General features: G+C 63.1%; 12 protein-coding genes. 11 read left to right on the top strand and 1 reads right to left on the bottom strand.

Annotated features, from left to right (window positions below; genetic code table 11):
* Positions 1-75: 75 nt before the first annotated feature.
* The gene (locus tag HOP59_RS12290; RefSeq protein WP_234254133.1) at positions 76-1,746 is read right to left on the bottom strand and encodes an electron transfer flavoprotein-ubiquinone oxidoreductase; all 1,671 of its coding nucleotides are present in this window, start codon (positions 1,744-1,746) and stop codon (positions 76-78) included.
* A gap of 374 nt (positions 1,747-2,120) precedes the next feature.
* Between HOP59_RS12290 and HOP59_RS12285 the strand changes: the two genes are divergently transcribed.
* From HOP59_RS12285 to HOP59_RS12235, 11 genes are all read left to right on the top strand, one after another.
* Positions 2,121-2,870: an electron transfer flavoprotein subunit beta/FixA family protein gene (locus tag HOP59_RS12285; protein WP_010627971.1), complete on the top strand. Its 750-nt coding sequence runs from the start codon at positions 2,121-2,123 to the stop codon at positions 2,868-2,870.
* Between the two features lie 13 nt (positions 2,871-2,883).
* Positions 2,884-3,810: an electron transfer flavoprotein subunit alpha/FixB family protein gene (locus HOP59_RS12280; protein ID WP_010627972.1), complete on the top strand. Its 927-nt coding sequence runs from the start codon at positions 2,884-2,886 to the stop codon at positions 3,808-3,810.
* Positions 3,811-4,017: 207 nt separating this feature from the next.
* Positions 4,018-4,629, top strand: coding sequence for a superoxide dismutase (locus HOP59_RS12275; RefSeq protein ID WP_010627973.1), 612 nt, complete (start codon positions 4,018-4,020; stop codon positions 4,627-4,629).
* 192 nt (positions 4,630-4,821) lie between these two features.
* Positions 4,822-5,334 carry an RNA polymerase factor sigma-70 gene (locus tag HOP59_RS12270; RefSeq protein ID WP_010627974.1) on the top strand — a complete coding sequence of 171 codons (513 nt, stop codon included), beginning with the start codon at positions 4,822-4,824 and terminating at the stop codon, positions 5,332-5,334.
* A gap of 60 nt (positions 5,335-5,394) precedes the next feature.
* Positions 5,395-5,622: a FecR/PupR family sigma factor regulator gene (locus tag HOP59_RS12265; RefSeq protein ID WP_234254132.1), complete on the top strand. Its 228-nt coding sequence runs from the start codon at positions 5,395-5,397 to the stop codon at positions 5,620-5,622.
* Positions 5,623-5,792: 170 nt separating this feature from the next.
* Positions 5,793-6,026, top strand: coding sequence for an MbtH family protein (locus HOP59_RS12260; protein WP_234254131.1), 234 nt, complete (start codon positions 5,793-5,795; stop codon positions 6,024-6,026).
* A gap of 4 nt (positions 6,027-6,030) precedes the next feature.
* Positions 6,031-6,771: a thioesterase II family protein gene (locus HOP59_RS12255; protein ID WP_234254130.1), complete on the top strand. Its 741-nt coding sequence runs from the start codon at positions 6,031-6,033 to the stop codon at positions 6,769-6,771.
* Complete coding sequence (locus HOP59_RS12250; RefSeq protein WP_234254129.1) at positions 6,749-7,486, top strand: 4'-phosphopantetheinyl transferase family protein; 738 nt, start codon at positions 6,749-6,751, stop codon at positions 7,484-7,486. The genes HOP59_RS12255 and HOP59_RS12250 overlap by 23 nt, the downstream gene beginning before the upstream one ends.
* Entirely contained in the window at positions 7,459-8,466 is a 1,008-nt protein-coding gene (locus tag HOP59_RS12245) for a TauD/TfdA family dioxygenase (protein WP_234254128.1), read from the top strand. The genes HOP59_RS12250 and HOP59_RS12245 overlap by 28 nt, the downstream gene beginning before the upstream one ends.
* 38 nt (positions 8,467-8,504) lie before the next feature.
* Positions 8,505-13,109, top strand: a complete 4,605-nt coding sequence (locus HOP59_RS12240; RefSeq protein ID WP_234254127.1) for a condensation domain-containing protein — start codon at positions 8,505-8,507, stop codon at positions 13,107-13,109.
* Positions 13,110-13,134: 25 nt separating this feature from the next.
* Positions 13,135-16,308 carry a non-ribosomal peptide synthetase gene (locus HOP59_RS12235; RefSeq protein ID WP_234254126.1) on the top strand — a complete coding sequence of 1,058 codons (3,174 nt, stop codon included), beginning with the start codon at positions 13,135-13,137 and terminating at the stop codon, positions 16,306-16,308.
* The last annotated feature ends 13 nt before the right edge of the window (positions 16,309-16,321 follow it).

The following is a 16,321-nucleotide window of genomic DNA, read 5'->3' as shown; positions in this document are numbered from 1 at the left end:
GTAAAGGAATGAAGAAAAGGGCGTGCCATGTGGCACGCCCTTCTTGCGGCTGGATCTCGGTAGCGGGACCGTCAGTTACATATTGGGATAGTTGGGCCCGCCGCCGCCCTCCGGCGCCACCCATCTGATGTTCTGCGCAGGATCCTTGATGTCGCAGGTCTTGCAGTGCACGCAGTTCTGGAAGTTGATCTGGAAGCGCGGCTTGCCGTCGTCGTCCTCGACCACTTCGTAGACCCCAGCCGGGCAGTAGCGCTGAGCCGGCTCGGCATACTTCGGCAGGTTCTCGCGGATGGGAATCTCCGGGTCCAGCAGCTTCAGATGGCTCGGCTGATCCTCCTCGTGATTGGTGTTGGACAGGAACACCGAGGAGAGCTTGTCGAAGGAGAGCTTGCCGTCGGGCTTGGGGTAATCGATCTTCTCGAACTCGGCGGCCGGCTTCAGGGCGGCATGGTCCGCGGTGGTGTCGTGCAGGTTAGGCAGCTTGCCGCCCAACAGCTGATTGGCGAAGTTGTAAGCCCCGCCGCCCACGGTACCGTACTTGTGGATCGCCGGGCCGAAGCTGGCGGTTTCCTTGAGTTCGGCGTAGGCCCAGCTCGCTTCCCACTTCTCATTGAAGGCGGTCAGTTCCTGGCCGCCTTCATCGCCGGCGGCGATCGCTTCGAACACCGCTTCGGCGGCCACCAGGCCGGATTTCATCGCCGTGTGCAGGCCCTTGATCTTGGCGAAGTTGAGCGTGCCGGCGTCGCAGCCGATCAACAGTCCGCCGGGGAAGGTCATCTTCGGCAGACAGTTGAGGCCGCCCTTGGTGATGGCCCGCGCGCCGTAGGCCACGCGCTTGCCGCCCTCCAGGTGCTTGGCCAGTACCGGATGGTGCTTCATGCGCTGGAACTCGTCGAAGGGGGAGAGCCATGGGTTCTTGTAGGAAAGGTCCATGATCAGGCCGACCACCACCTGATTGTTCTCGGCGTGGTAGAGGAACCAGCCGCCGTGGGTATCCTTGGCCAGCGGCCAGCCCGAGCCGTGCAGGACCAATCCCGGCTCGTGCTGCTCGGCGGGGACGTCCCACAGCTCCTTGAGACCGATGCCGTAATGCTGAGGGTCCTTGCCTGCGTCGAGCTCGAAGCGCGAGATCAGGCCCTTGCCCAGATGGCCGCGTGCGCCTTCGGCAAACAGGGTGTACTTGGCGCGCAGCTCCATCCCCGGAGTGTAACTGTCCTTGGGGGAGCCGTCGGCGGCCACGCCCATGTCGCCGATGAGGATGCCGCGTACCGTGCCGTCCTCGTCGTGCAGCACTTCCTGGGCGGCGAAGCCCGGAAACACCTCGACACCCAGCCCTTCGGCCTGCTCGGCCAGCCAGCGGCACAGGTTGCCGGCGCTGATCACGTAGCGCTTCATGTCGCCGCCGGTGTTGTGCATGCTCTTGGGCACCAGGGCATTGGGCAGCTTTTGCGCCTTCTCGGCATCCTTGAGCAGGTAGACCTCATCGCGGGTGGCGGGGGTGGTCAGCGGGGCGCCACGCTCTTCCCAGTCGGGGAACAGCTCGGCCAGCGCGCGGGGCTCGAACACGGCGCCCGAGAGAATGTGGGCGCCGACCTCGGAGCCCTTTTCCACCACGCACACCGTCAGCTCCTGACCGGCCTCGCCCGCCTGCTGCATCAGGCGGCAGGCGGCCGACAGCCCGGAAGGGCCGGCGCCGACGATCACCACGTCGAAATCCATCGAATCGCGTTCTACTTGCTCAGACATGCCAGTCGCTCCTCCCTCGGCTTCGGCGTCGGAGCGGATGTGCCACCAACGTCGAAGGAAAATAAAACGGTCGTTTGCTTCTCGATATTCTTCATGATAGGCATAATAAACGACTCAGGATACCCCTACGATGCCAATGTGCTACGTTCCACGCTTCGGTCTGTTGCAAGGGGATTGTTGCCAAAGCCCAGGCTATGGCACATTGGCAGGGTTTTTTGATTCGGCGCCTATCAAACGCTTGCATGAAACGGCATGCCCTGGAATGCGCGGAGGCATGCTGACAGAATCGCGGAGTCGTTGATCTTCCCGGCACGCCATGGGCGTCAGCGAGTCCCTAACGAAAAGGTTCACCCATCGAACCAAGCGAGGACACCATGAAAGTACTCGTCGCGGTCAAACGCGTCATCGACTACAACGTCAAGATTCGCGTCAAGGCGGATCACTCCGACGTCGACCTCACCAACGTCAAGATGGCCATGAACCCCTTCTGCGAGATCGCCGTGGAAGAGGCCGTGCGGCTGAAAGAGAAAGGCGTGGCCACCGAGGTCGTCGCGGTGACCATCGGCCCCAAGGCCGCCCAGGAGCAGCTGCGCACCGCGCTGGCGCTGGGCGCCGACCGGGCCATTCATGTCGAGACCGAAGAGCGCGTTGAGTCGCTGGCCGCGGCCAAGCTGCTGGCCAAGGTGGTGGAAGAGGAGCAGCCGGGGCTGGTCATTCTCGGCAAGCAGGCCATCGACACCGACAACAACCAGTGCGGCCAGATGCTGGCCGCACTGGCCGGCCTGCCTCAGGGCACCTTCGCCTCCGAGGTGGTGGTCGAAGGCGACAAGCTGCAGGTGACTCGCGAGATCGACGGCGGCCTGCAGACCGTTTCGCTTTCCCTGCCGGCCATCGTCACCACCGACCTGCGCTTGAACGAGCCGCGCTACGCCAAGCTGCCCGACATCATGAAGGCCAAGAAGAAGCCGCTAGACGTCAAGAGCCCGGCCGATTACGGCGTCGAGGTGGCCAGCAAGCTCACGCTGCTCAAGGTCGAATCGCCGGCCGAACGCAAGGGCGGCATCAAGGTGGGCTCCGTCGACGAGCTCGTGGACAAGTTGAAGAACGAAGCCAAAGTGATTTGAAGGAGCTGATCGCATGAGCATCCTGGTTTTAGCAGAACATCATGACGGCCAGCTCGCCGGTGCCACCGCCCACGTCGTTGCCGCAGCCAAGGCCATCGGTGGCGACATCGACGTGCTGGTCGCCGGCGAGAACGTCGGCGCCGTGGCCGAGGCCGCTGCCAAGCTCGACGGCGTGAGCAAGGTCCGCGTGGCCGACAACGCGGTTTACGCCCACCAGTTGGCCGAGCCCATGGGCGCGCTGCTGGCCGAGCTGGCCGGTGGCTACAGCCACGTGCTGGCCGCTGCCACCACCACCGGCAAGAACGTGCTGCCGCGGGTTGCCGCGCTAAAGGACGTCAGCCAGATCTCCGAGATCGTCGAAGTGGTCGACGCCGACACCTTCAAGCGTCCGATCTACGCCGGCAACGCCATCGCCACGGTGAAGAGTGCCGACAGCCTCAAGGTGATCACCGTGCGCAGCACCGGCTTCGATGCCGTCGGCGAAGGCGGTAGCGCAGCTGTCGAGAATGTCGATATCGTTGCCGACAATAGCCAGTCCAGCTTCGTCAAGCAGGAGCTGGCCCAGAGCGACCGTCCCGAACTGGCGGCGGCCAAGGTGGTCATCTCCGGCGGGCGCGGCATGGGCAGCGGCGAGAACTTCAAGCTGCTCGACGGCATCGCCGACAAGCTGGGCGCCGCCATTGGCGCCTCCCGCGCTGCGGTAGACGCCGGCTTCGTGCCCAACGACATGCAGGTGGGGCAGACCGGCAAGATCGTCGCGCCGGAGCTCTACATTGCCGTGGGCATCAGCGGTGCGATTCAGCACCTGGCCGGCATGAAGGACTCCAAGGTGATCGTGGCGATCAACAAGGACGAGGAAGCGCCGATCTTCCAGGTGGCGGATTACGGTCTCGTCGGCGACCTGTTCCAGATCCTGCCGGAGCTCGAGAGCAAGCTCTGAGCCCTCTCCGTCATGTCCAAAGAAGCCGGTTCCGCAAGGAGCCGGCTTCTTGCCGATTGGCCTTTGCGTTCTGGGCGAGGGCACTCTCTCTGGTGTAGGGTGTTCGTGCCTTGAGAAAAAGGAGCTCGGGACGGTTGAAATCGCCGCTCGGCGACCGCACCTCATTTGATTGCAGCACAACCACTGACACCAAAGGAGATGACCAACATGGCACACACCCTCCCTGACCTGCCGTACGCCTACGATGCGCTCGAGCCGCACATCGATGCCATGACCATGGAGATCCACCACTCGCGTCACCACCAGACCTATGTCAACAACCTGAATGCTGCCCTCGAGGGAACGGGTCTGGAGGACATGCCGGTCGACGAGCTGCTCGCCAACCTCGATCGCGTGCCGGCCGACAAGCGCCAGGCGGTGATCAACAACGGCGGTGGTCACTCCAACCACACCATGTTCTGGCAGATGATGTCGCCCAACGGCGGTGGCCAGCCCAAGGGCAAGGTGGCCGCAGCCATCGACAGTGAGCTGGGTGGCTTCGAGGCCTTCAAGGATGCCTTCACCAAAGCGGCCCTGGGTCGCTTCGGCAGCGGTTGGGCCTGGCTCAGCGTTACCCCGGAGAAGAAGCTGGTGGTGGAGAACAGCCTCAACCAGGACAGCCCCATCTCCAACGGCAACACCCCGGTGCTGGGTCTGGACGTGTGGGAGCACGCCTACTACCTGAAGTTCCAGAACAAGCGCCCGGACTACATCGCCGAGTTCTTCAACGTGATCGACTGGGAAGAGGTGGAGCGCCGCTATCAGCAGGCCACTGCCTGATGGCATGACGTCCTGACCCAGGCTCCACGAAAGCCGCAACCCTCGGGGTTGCGGCTTTTTCACTTCAAGCGGCCTCAATGCCTGTTGTGACAGTAAGATAAGAATATTTATAGTAATGATTATCATTTGACATTGTTGGCGTGGCTCATCAAGATGTCCATCTCGTTGTTCGTATAGGCAGGAGGCCTGGCGGTGGACGCGTGCAAATGGAGAGCGGAGATCGAAGATATCTTCGTCAATCACCGGGCGCGACTCTGTTGCGTGGCGATGAGGATTCTGGGTAGCGCCGATCAGGCAGACGATATCGTGCAGGATGCCTACCTGAAGATATCGGAAGCGCAGGCCGTCTTCAGCATCAGGCAGCCTATTGCCTATGCTTCTCGCGTGGTGCGCAATCTCGCGATCGACCGACAGCGGCGGTGCCTGTTCGAGTCGGCTCTGTTCAAGGAGGAGGAGCAGGGCGAGCTGGTGGCTGTGCCGAGCGGCTCTCCCGAGGCCATCGAGATCGATCGCCAGGCGTTGGAGCGGGTCGTGCGGGCCTTGGACGAATTGCCCGACCGCACGCGCCGGGCCTTCGAGCTGTATCGCATGGGCGGGCATACCCAGCGTGAGGTGGCCGAGCAGCTAGGTGTTTCGACCACGCTGGTCAACTTCATGATTCGCGATGCACTCAGCCATTGCCGAGGTTGTCTCTTCGCCGATTGACTGCTGTCATCTCTTCGCTGTTGCTATCTTGTTACAATGGTTGCAACTGGCCTTGTCTCCATGGCCAACAACCCGACAAGAGGCAATGTGGAAATGGGCAATGGTAGCGATGCTGTATGGCAGGCAGCCCTCGACTGGTTGATGCTCATGCACGAGGGTGAGCTCGACGATGCCGGGCACCGGGAGCTACATGCTTGGTTGGCGGCGTCGCCGACACACCGTGAAGCCTTCCGCGAGGCCGAGCGCCTCTGGACGCTAACCGGGCTGGTACCCCCCAAAGACAAGTAACGTTCTCTTCTCTCTTCTCTCTTCTCTCTTCTCTCTTCTCTCTTCTCTTTATTCCCTCCTTTCGCTTATGAGCCTGCGCTTGGCTTAAATTCTTTCGCCCCTCGTTCGTCATGGTAAATGAGAAGCAATAGCATGCTTCGAAAAAACCATGCACCGACGAGGTAAGCGTCATGACGAGTTGTTTCGATCGCGAAGACGGGGTGTTCCGCGTCCTGGTCAACCACGAAGAGCAGTACTCCCTGTGGCCCGAGTGGAAGGCGATTCCCGCCGGCTGGAAAGATACCGGCGTACTCGGCGACAAGAAGACCTGCCTCGACTACGTGGAAAAGACCTGGACCGACATGCGGCCGCTCTCGCTACGCAAGTGGATGGAAGAGCAGCAAGCCACGGCGGAAGCGGAGTAGGCAGATGCATCCCCAACGGATGAAGCTGCTCTGTCTGCCCTGCGCCGGGGCCAGCGCCACCATGTACCTGCGCTGGAAGCGCCGCTTGCCGGCATGGGTCGAGGTTCACCCCATCGAGCTGCCGGGACGGGGCGAGCGTCTGGGGGAGCCGTTCATCAAGGACTTCGAGACCCTGGTGGTGCGCCTGTGCGAGGAGCAGGCGACGCGGATGCTCGGCGACTTTGCCTTGTTCGGGCACAGCATGGGGGCGCTGCTGGCCCACGGCATGGCGGTGCGCCTGCGCGATGTGGGGCGCCCCCAGCCGCGCATGCTGTTCGCCTCGGGGAGTCCGGCGCCTTCGATGCGCGATCCGCAGCGCTTCGCCGGGCTCGACAACGACAAGGCCCTGGTCGCCGACCTGCGCCAGCAGGGCGGCACCCCCGAGGAGGTATTCGAAAGCCCCGAGCTGCTGCGCCTCACCCTCGACGTGCTGGCGGCGGACTACCGCCTCTGTCGTGGCTTTCGCTATCGCGGCAGGCCGCCGCTCGACTACCCCCTTCAGGTCTTTGCCGGGCGCAGCGACGACATCGAGAGCGAGCGTCTGGAGGCATGGCGACGTGAGGCGGGCGGGGCCTTCTCTCTGGAGTGGTTCGAAGGCGGGCACTTCTTCCTGCGTCAGCAGGAGGCGCAAGTGCTGGCGGCCATCGAGCGCTCGCTGAGTTCACGGTTAGCGGAGGTGCCCCATGCAGCGCCTGCCGCTGGCTGAATCGGTGCCCGCGGAGCTGGAGGTCTGGCAGTTGCTGCTGGATACCGGCAGGGAGCCGACCCCAGATGCCTGGCGACTGCTCAGCCACGCGGAGCAGGCGAGGGCCCGGCGCTTTCACCACCTGGCGGATCGTGTACGAGCCGTCGCCACCCGTGCAGCACTGCGTCGGCTGCTGGCGGAGCGAGTCGGGGTGGCGGCTGATGCGCTGACGTTCAGCGAGAACGCCTACGGCAAGCCGCTGCTGTCCGGTGTCGAGGGGCCGGCGTTCAACGTCTCGCATGCCGGCAACGTTGCCCTCATTGCACTGGCGTCCAGCGGTGCGGTGGGGGTCGACATCGAGCGGCAGCATACCGACGCCGAGCTCGAAGCGCTTTACGACCTGCTTTTATCTCCGAGCGAGCGGGTCGAGCACGATGGGGGAGAAGCGGTCTTGCCCCTGATCGAGCGCTGGGTCGTGAAGGAGGCAGCGCTCAAGGCCTTGGGCGTGGGAATCGCCGAGCATCTGCCAGCGCTGTCGGTCTTCCCCTCGTCTGGCCAACGCAATGCCTACTGGCTCGATTACCGCTTAGCCGCCCCACCCTTGGAAGCCTGGGCAATCAGCGTGCCGGCGGGCTATACCGCCGCGCTGGCCTGTGCCGACAGGACGGCGAGCGAACGCTACAGCACACACTCTTTAGGAGGCCAGCCATGCACAGCAATGGCACAACACCAGTGAAGCGCGCCGCAGAAGAATTCGAGCGTAAGGCGCCTGTAGAGTCGGAACTGCCCAGTCTGATCACCCCGGCGTACGAGAACCAACCGTTATTGGAAGCCTTCAGCGAACTGCGTGCCGATGTCGAGGCGCTGGTGGCACGGGTAGGCGGGGTGCTGCTGCGTGGCTTCCAGGTTCCCTCGGTCGACTCTTTTCAGCAGTTTGCCGCGTCCTTCGGGCACCCCCTGCTACGATACGAATTCGCCTCGACCCCTCGCTCCGCCGTCTCTTCGGGGATCTACACCTCCACCGAATATCCCGCCCATCAGCATATCCCGCTGCACAACGAGCAGGCCTACACCCGCGAGTGGCCGATGAAGATCTGGTTCCACTGCGTCACCGCTTCGCCGGAGGGCGGCGAAACGCCGATTGCCGACAGCCGTGCCATCTACCGCCGCATGCCCGTGGAGATCCGCGAGCGCTTCGAGCCCGGCATCCTCTATGTACGCAACTACGGCGATTTCGACGTGCCCTGGCAGCAGGTCTTCAACACCGACGATCGCGCCGAGGTCGAGGCATTCTGCCGTCGTGCCGGTATCCGCTGGGAGTGGAAGCCGGATGGCGATCTACGCACCAAGCAGCTGTGCCAGAGCATGGAAACCCATCCCGTCACGGGGGAGAGAGTGTGGTTCAACCAGGGGCACCTGTTTCACGTCTCCAACCTGCAGCCGGAAGTGCGTGAATCGCTGGAAGAGCTGCTCGACCCCGAAGACATGCCGCGCAATGTCTACTTCGCCGACGGTAGCCCCATCGACGACGCCATCTTCGATGAGATTCGCGGCGTATTGGAAGCAGAGACCGTGATCTTTCCCTGGCAGGCGGGCGATGTACTGATGCTCGACAACATGCTGGTCGCCCACGCACGCACACCTTTCAAGGGACCGCGCAAGGTCGTGGTGGCCATGGCGGAAGGCCACGGCAACCTCGCCAACACCACCTTTTGATACGCCATCCCCGGGTCTGACTTTCAGTAGGTACGCATATGAACGCAGTACACCCCGCCGCACCCAGCACCGATCACCCCCGTGACTTCGTCGAGCACCTGTCAAGGCTGGCCAGCGAGCGGCCCACCGATAGTGCCTTGATCGTGGTCAGCGCCCAAGGCGAGATCACCCTCGACTACGCCACCCTGGAGCGGCGTTCGCGTGCCCTGGCCAGCGACCTGCAGGCGCGCTTCTCGCCCGGCGAGCGAGCCCTGATCCTGCTCGACAACGACGAGCACTACGTGGTGGCGTTCTTTGCCTGCCTATATGCCGGGGTGATCGCCGTGCCGGTGTTCCCCCCGGAGTCGGCCAAACAGCAGCACCTGGCACGCCTGCTGGCCATCGCCGCCGATTCCCAGGCCGCCTGCGTGCTGACCTCGACGACGATCATCGAGGTACTGGCATCGGCCGGCGAGGGTTTCGGTAGCACCGAGCTGGTCCCGGTGGATGCCGTGGACGAGTCCCGCGCCGACCAGTGGCGCGAGCATCGCCCGCAGCGGGGCGACGTGGCCTTCCTGCAATACACCTCGGGCTCCACGGCCACGCCCAAGGGGGTGATGGTCAGCCATGGCAACCTGATGGCCAATGAGCGGGCCATTGCCTCGGGGTTCTCGATCGGTGCCGATGATGTCTTCGTCAGCTGGCTGCCGCTGTATCACGACATGGGTCTGATCGGCGGCCTGCTGCAACCCATCTATCGCGGCATTCCCGCCGTACTGATGAGCCCGACCTTCTTTCTGCAGCGCCCGGTGCGCTGGCTGGAGGCGATCTCCCGCCACCGTGGAACCGTCAGCGGCGGCCCCGACTTCGCCTACCGCCTATGCCTCGAGCGCATTCGCGACGACCAGCTCGCCGCGCTGGATCTCTCCAGCTGGCGGGTGGCGTTCTCGGGCGCCGAGCCGGTGCGCCACGCGACCCTTACCGGCTTCATCGAGCGCTTCCGCCCGGCGGGCTTTGCCGCCGACACGGCTGCCCCCTGCTATGGGCTGGCCGAAGCCACGCTGCTGGTAACGTGCAACCCACGCGATACTGGCGTGGTGGGTACGGCGTTTTCCCAGTCGTCGCTGGCGCAGGGGCAAGCCAGCCCCGCGGCGGAGGGCAACACCCTGGTAGGCTGCGGCACGCCGCCACCCGACCACAGGATCGATATCGTCGACCCCCAGGGCCATCACTCCCTGCCGGCGGGCGAGGTGGGCGAGATCTGGGTGCATGGGCCCAGCGTGGCCCTGGGCTATTGGCAGAACAGCGTGGCAACGGCACACACCTTCGTCAGCCGCGATGGGGTGAATTGGCAATCCGCTGACGGTCAGCAAGACGCCGACGGCAGTGTGGGGCGCTGGCTGCGCACCGGCGACCTGGGCTTCCTGCATGACGGGCAGCTGTACATTGCCGGGCGTATCAAGGACTTGATCATCCTGCGCGGCCATAACGTCTACCCCCAGGACATCGAGTGCGCCATCGAAGCCGAGGTGGAAGCGGTGCGCAAGGGGCGGGTAGCGGCCTTTGCCGTCACCACGCCGGAGGGGGATGAAGGGATCGGCGTGGCGGCGGAAATCTCCCGCGGCATGCAGAAGCTGGTGCCCGCCGAGAAGCTGATCGATGCCCTGAGCGAGGCGGTAGGAACCGCCTGCCACGAGCCCCTGGCAGTTGCCGTGCTGCTCAATCCCGGCGGCCTGCCCAAGACTACCAGCGGTAAGCTGCAGCGCAGTGCCTGCCGCCAGGGCTGGGAGGCCGGCAGCCTGGATGCCTACGCTATTCACGCCTTCGGCTACTTCGTCAGCGGTAGCGACGATGGCGAGGAAGGAGACCCACCCGCTGGCCCGACAGCGTCTGGGCACGCTGCCGAAACCACGGCCGAGAATGAAACGCAGCGCACCCTGGCAAAGCTCTGGCGCCAGGTGTTGAAAATTGACGACGACAAGCCGTTGGCAAGCGATGCCCACTTCTTCGCCAGCGGGGGTAACTCACTTGCGGCGGTGCAGCTGGCGGGACGTATCAGTGAGTGCTGGCAGATCGATTTCCCGACTCGAGTCCTGATGGAGACGCCGTATCTTGACGCTCAGAGTGAAGAGATCGAACGCTTCGCAACGCGCTCGATGGCGAGCAGCGGGATGCCCCACCGGGATGCGCTGGTGCCCATTCCGCGGCACAACGCGCTACCTTTGGCACCTGCCCAGCGTCGGCTCTGGCTGGTGGATCGCTTGGCGAGTCAGACCCGTGACCAAGAACGTGCCGCCTACAATTTGCCTGCACTGTTTTCCCTGAAAGGAGAGCTGTGCCTGGATGTCTTGCAGAACACCCTCAATGCTATCGTGGCACGGCATGAAATCTTGCGTACACGCTATCCGCAGAACGAGCACGGCGAGCCCATTGCGGTCATCGAAGATCGACTGATCGTCGATCTGCCCGTTCTGGATTGCCGTGGCCTGTCGGAGCATGAGCAGCAGCGATATCGGCAGGAAATGTTTGCGGAGTATGCGAGCAGTGCGTTTGACCTGGCTACGGGGCCCCTTATAAAAGCGTGCCTGCTACGTTTTGGCGACCAGGACCACGGCCTGATACTGGTCATCCACCACATTGTCTTCGACGGTTGGTCGGAAGCCGTCTTTATCAAAGAGTTTGTCACGACCTATCGGGCGCTGATCGATGAGAAAGAGAGCGAGCTTCCCGAGCTGCCCATACAGTACGTGGACTATGCCGCTTGGCATGAGAAAGCCCTGTCGGGAGAGGCGTTCGAGAAAAGCGCGGCTTTCTGGCGGCGTTATCTAAAGAGTGCGCCGCCGCTCTCGACACTCCCATCCGACTTCTCCAGGCCCAGCCAGGCATCGCATGCGGGTAAGGCTTTCCGCACGCAGCTAAGTCCCGAGCTGTCAGCGTCGTTGAATCGGCTCGCAGCAGAGCGTGGCACCACGCTATTTACCCTGCTGTTGGCGAGTTTCCTGCTCATGATGCATCGTCAGACACGGCAGCAAGACCTGGTGGTGGGCACCGATGTCGCCGGCCGCCAGCATCCCGATGTGGAGCCGCTGATTGGTTTCTTCGTCAATGTAATCCCGCTGCGATCTCGCTTGACGGATGAGCAGATCGATTTCTGCCACTGGCTCGAACAAGTCCAGACCAGTGTGCTGGATGCTTTCGACCATCAAAACGTCCCGCTCGACAGGATCGTCGAGCTATCGGGTAGCTCCCGTGAGCGAGATCGTTCACCGCTGATACAAACCCTCTTCGTACTACAAAACACGCCAACCGAGCGCTTCTCCATTCCGGGGCTGGAGGTCGAGGTCATGCCCCAGCCCAGGCGGGAGTCGAAGTTCGACATGGCGCTATTCGTGGAAGAGCGTGACGCCGGGCTCTCGGTCGAGTGGGTATACGCCACGGCCCTTTATCGACACGACACCATCGAGCAGCTGACAGGGGCGTGGCAGTCGCTACTGGCGCAGATCGTGGAAGCCCCTAGCCGCCACATTGAGGAGTTTCGCCTACCTGTTAAGGAGAAACACGCTATGCAAAGCAAGCTTGCCAAAGGCGCCAAGCTCAACAAGCTCGGCAGCCTTAAATCCCAACCAAGTGCACGCACCTCTTCCAAAGCGGAAGCGCCAGTGCGTACCTTATTGCTCGATGAGAAAAGAGTTTTCCCTCTCGTGATCGAGGCAACCGATGCGGACCTTGATGCAGTGGAGTGGGCGACGTCACAGCGCGACGTCATCGAGCAACATTTACGTAAGCACGCAGGCATACTCTTCCGTAATTTCCGCCTCACGACACCCCAAGATTTCGAAGCCTTTGCCGAGGCGATTCAGCCGGGCTTATATGGCAACTATGGTGATCTTCCCAAGAAAGAAGGGGGGCGCAATACCTACCGTTCTACCCCTTATCCCGAGCGCCAGATGATTCTCTATCACAACGAAAGCTCGCATCTGGATCGCTGGCCGCGCAAACAACTGTTCTTCTGCGAGTACCCCTCTGCTGTTGGAGGGGCCACCCCGATCGTGGACTGTCGCGAGATGCTGCGCCAGCTGCCCGCCGACGTAGTGGAGGCGTTCGAGCGCAAGGAACTGCTTTATGTACGCACCTTCACCCGCAACCTGGACGTGAGCTGGCGGGACTTCTTCAAGACCGATAGCAAGGGGGAGGTGGAGGCCCGGCTGGAAGAGGCGGGCATCGACTGGCAGTGGTTTGGCGACGATGAGTTGCAGACACGCACGCGCTGCCCAGCAGTGGTAACGCATCCGGTGACCGGCGACCGGGTGTTCTTCAATCAGGTGCAGCTCCACCACGTCAGCTGTCTCGAGCCTGACGTGAGAGACGACCTGCTTGGCCTGGTCGGCCAGGAGCGTCTGCCGCGCAATGTCTACTTCGGCGATGGCTCCGTCATCAGTGACGAGATCATGCAGATCGTTGGCGAGGCCTACGAAGCATGTGCCGTGCGCTTCGACTGGCGCCAGGGCGATGTCGTGATGGTCGACAACATGCTGGCGGCCCATGCCCGGGATCCCTTTGAAGGGCCACGCAAGATCGTGGTGGCGATGGGAGATATCTACCAGCGCTCGGCATTGGCAGAGACCCAAGGGGCAAGCGCCGATGCCGAGTTGGTCGGTCAATGAAGCCACGGGTATGGGGAGTCAATCGATGAATGCGATAACCGAACGGCCGGACCTGGCCCATTGGCCGCTGAGCCCTGAACAGCACGCGGTGCTGACGGCGTTGGATACCCAGGAAGGTGACGCCTCAGCGATGGCGTCGCCGCAAGTCCACATCATGGCGATCGATATTGAGGGGGCGCTGGATGTATCGCGGCTGGAGCGCACACTGAGCGATCTCAGGCTGCAGCACGAAGCCCTGTCAACGGCGCTTTGCAAGGTAGCGGGGTACCGTGGGCTGAGGCATCAGGCACTCGACGCCCTTGCTGATATCGAGTGGCTGCACGAGGACTTGCGCGGCCGCGATGATAAGGAAACACGGCTTGACGAGCATGCCGAGGCGCTTCGCCAGCACCCCCTGGCCGTCGAGCACGGCGAGCTGCTTCGCCCGGCACTGCTGCGAACCGGTGACACCGCATGGGCACTGCTCCTGGCAGTCTCGGCGCTGGCAGCGGATCGTGGCAGTCTGCAAGCGCTGTTCTCGGCGCTACCGGATGCCTATGCCCTGGGCGGCGCCGCCGATGATGAGCCGGCGCTGCAGTATTCCCAATTCATCGAATGGCGTGCGTCCCTCGAAAGTGACGAAGACGCCCAACAAGGGCGTGAGTACTGGCAGGCGCATCAGCAAGGCGCTGAGCAAGCGGGGGCGTGGCGTCTGCCTGCCAGGCGCTTGGGCCAGCCTGCATCGAGCCCAGCGTATGAGCACGTGGCCTGGGCACTCGAACCCGACTTGGTCGCGCGCATCGATGGCCTGGCCGACGAGCTTCAGGTATCCGCAGAGGCTGTGCTGCAGGCGGTTTGGTGGGCGTTACTCGCCAGGATCAGCGGCAGCGAGTGCGCGCTGGGCGGTTGGCAGCACGACTGCCGGCAGGATTACGAGGTGATGCAGGGGGCGATTGGCCTCTTCGATAAAGTCCTGCCGGTGCTGGTTGACGGGGTCATGGATCGCGGCTTCTCCGATTGGATCGTGCGCCTATCCGAACAACTCGAAGCGCACATACAGGCCCAGGAGTACTGGCCGGTGGATGCGCTATCCGATAAGCGTCACCTAGCAGCAGGGTTCGCTCTTGCCAGCGAGGCGAGGGATCACGATGCCGCGGAGGTACGCTGGCATTTGCGGGCGCTGCCTGGGCCCTCGTCTCCATTCGAACTCATCCTGCATATTGGCCGCAGTGAGCACGGTGCAGTGGCGACGCTCTACACCGACCCCTCATGCTACAGCCGAGCGGTCGCCGAGTGCCTGCTGGACCAGTATCAGTTGTTGCTCAGGGTAGGGCTGGCCGACCCTGCGCAGACGATACGCTCGGTACCGCTTATTTTTCCTGATCAGCAGCAGGCGCCAGCGCTCGAGGGGGGCACACTCGATGTTGGTGAACGCAGCGTAGCGGCGCATATTGCCGCATGGGCGGACGCAACACCTGACGCCATCGCTATCGAAGAGCAGGGCACCACGCTGAGCTATGCCCAACTACACGCCCGCGTCAATGATATCGCGGGGTGGTTGGGTAGCCAGGGCGTCAAGCGTGGTGACTACGTGGCACTCGACCTGCCGCGCTCCACGCATGCCGTCGTGCTGCTACTGGCCGTATGGCGTGTCGGTGCCGCTTATCTACCGCTCGATCCTGAGTGGCCCACCGCCCGCAAACGGCAGGTGCTCGAGGATGCCCAGCCCGCGCTGGTGGTGAGCGCTGAAAATGCCGAGGCGGAATCCACAGCGTTCGCCCTTCCTGGCATCCCCTGCGTGGGCTTGCCACAAGCGGTGGAAGAGACCGACAGCGCAGAATCACTGCCAGAACCAGGCCTGGGTGACGTGGCCTATCTCCTCTATACCTCAGGCTCCACGGGCACCCCAAAAGGCGTGATGATCGAGCACGCCCAACTGCTCAATTATGTGGCCGCTGCCACCAGGGCCATGAACCTCTCGACATGCCAGCGCTGGGCACTGACGGGGTCGTTGGCCACTGACCTGGGCAATACGGCACTGTTCGGCGCCTTGTTCAATGGTGCCCGCCTGGTGATCGCCGGGCCTGACGACATGCAGGATGGAGAGGGCTTTGCGCGTTTTATGTCAGCGACCGACATCGATGCGCTCAAGATCGTGCCGTCTCATCTAGAGGCCTTGCTCGAGAGCGACGCCCCGCGCCTGCCCAGCACCCTGATACTGGGCGGTGAAGCGGCTTCGCCTGCCTTGCTTTCTCGCATCGCGCAGCTCTCGTCCGAGATCCAGCTATACAACCATTACGGCCCCACGGAAGCGACCGTCGGCGTCCTGGTGCACCCGGTATCGCTGTCTCACGATATGGGCGGCCCTCTGCCACTCACCCAGGCGTTGCCCAACTGTCGCTGTCGGGTGCTGGACGATGACCTGGGGGTAACGCCTGCCGGTGCTGTAGGGGAGCTGTATCTGGGTGGCGCCCAACTGGCCCGCGGCTATCTCAATCACGCTGCGGCAGCGTTCGTCGAGGATCCCGTCATGCCCGGTGAACGGCTCTACCGCACCGGCGACCTGGTGTGCGTGCTGCCCGAGGGTGGCATAAGGCCTATCGGACGAGCCGACGACCAAATCAAGCGGCGCGGTTTTCGTATCGAACCGGCGGAAATCGAAAGCGTGTTGCAAGCCCAACCAGGGATCAAGCAGAGCCTGGTGCGTCTGAGCGGTTGCGGCAGCAACGGGCAGGAGCTCGTGGCGTTTCTTGTGGCGGATGCCGAGGCCGTGTCCGCAGAAGGCCAGGCCCGGCTTCGCGAGCAGTTGGCCACACGCCTGCCCGAGCCCATGCATCCTTCTCGCTTTATCCACGTCGAGGATTTTCCCCGCTTGGGCAATGGCAAGGTCGATAGCCAAGCGCTGGACGCTCTTGCTCACCAAGCAGGTGAGCAACGACCGCTGACGAAACCGCGGGATGCCGTGGAAGCCACCCTGTGCCAGTCGATGGCCGAGTTGCTGGGGCGCGAGGAGATCGGCATCGACCAAGACTTCTTCGAACTGGGTGGGCACTCCCTGCTGGTGATCAAGCTAGTGGCCCGTATCCGTAAACAACTGGGTGTCGAGATAGCCCCCGGCGTGGTGTTCGACCACCCCACCGCTGCTGAGCTGGGGAGTGTGCTGCGTGAGAGCGATTCGGAGGCGCGCGAAGGCGGGCTAGCCGAGCTCGATACCCACTGAGATGCCAAGTCCG

Origin of the sequence: Billgrantia aerodenitrificans (genome assembly GCF_021404405.1) — a bacterium.
In the GTDB taxonomy this organism is placed as follows: domain Bacteria; phylum Pseudomonadota; class Gammaproteobacteria; order Pseudomonadales; family Halomonadaceae; genus Halomonas; species Halomonas aerodenitrificans.
Note: the sequence above shows the minus strand (reverse complement) of the source record. Positions and strands in the feature narration are given on the sequence as shown.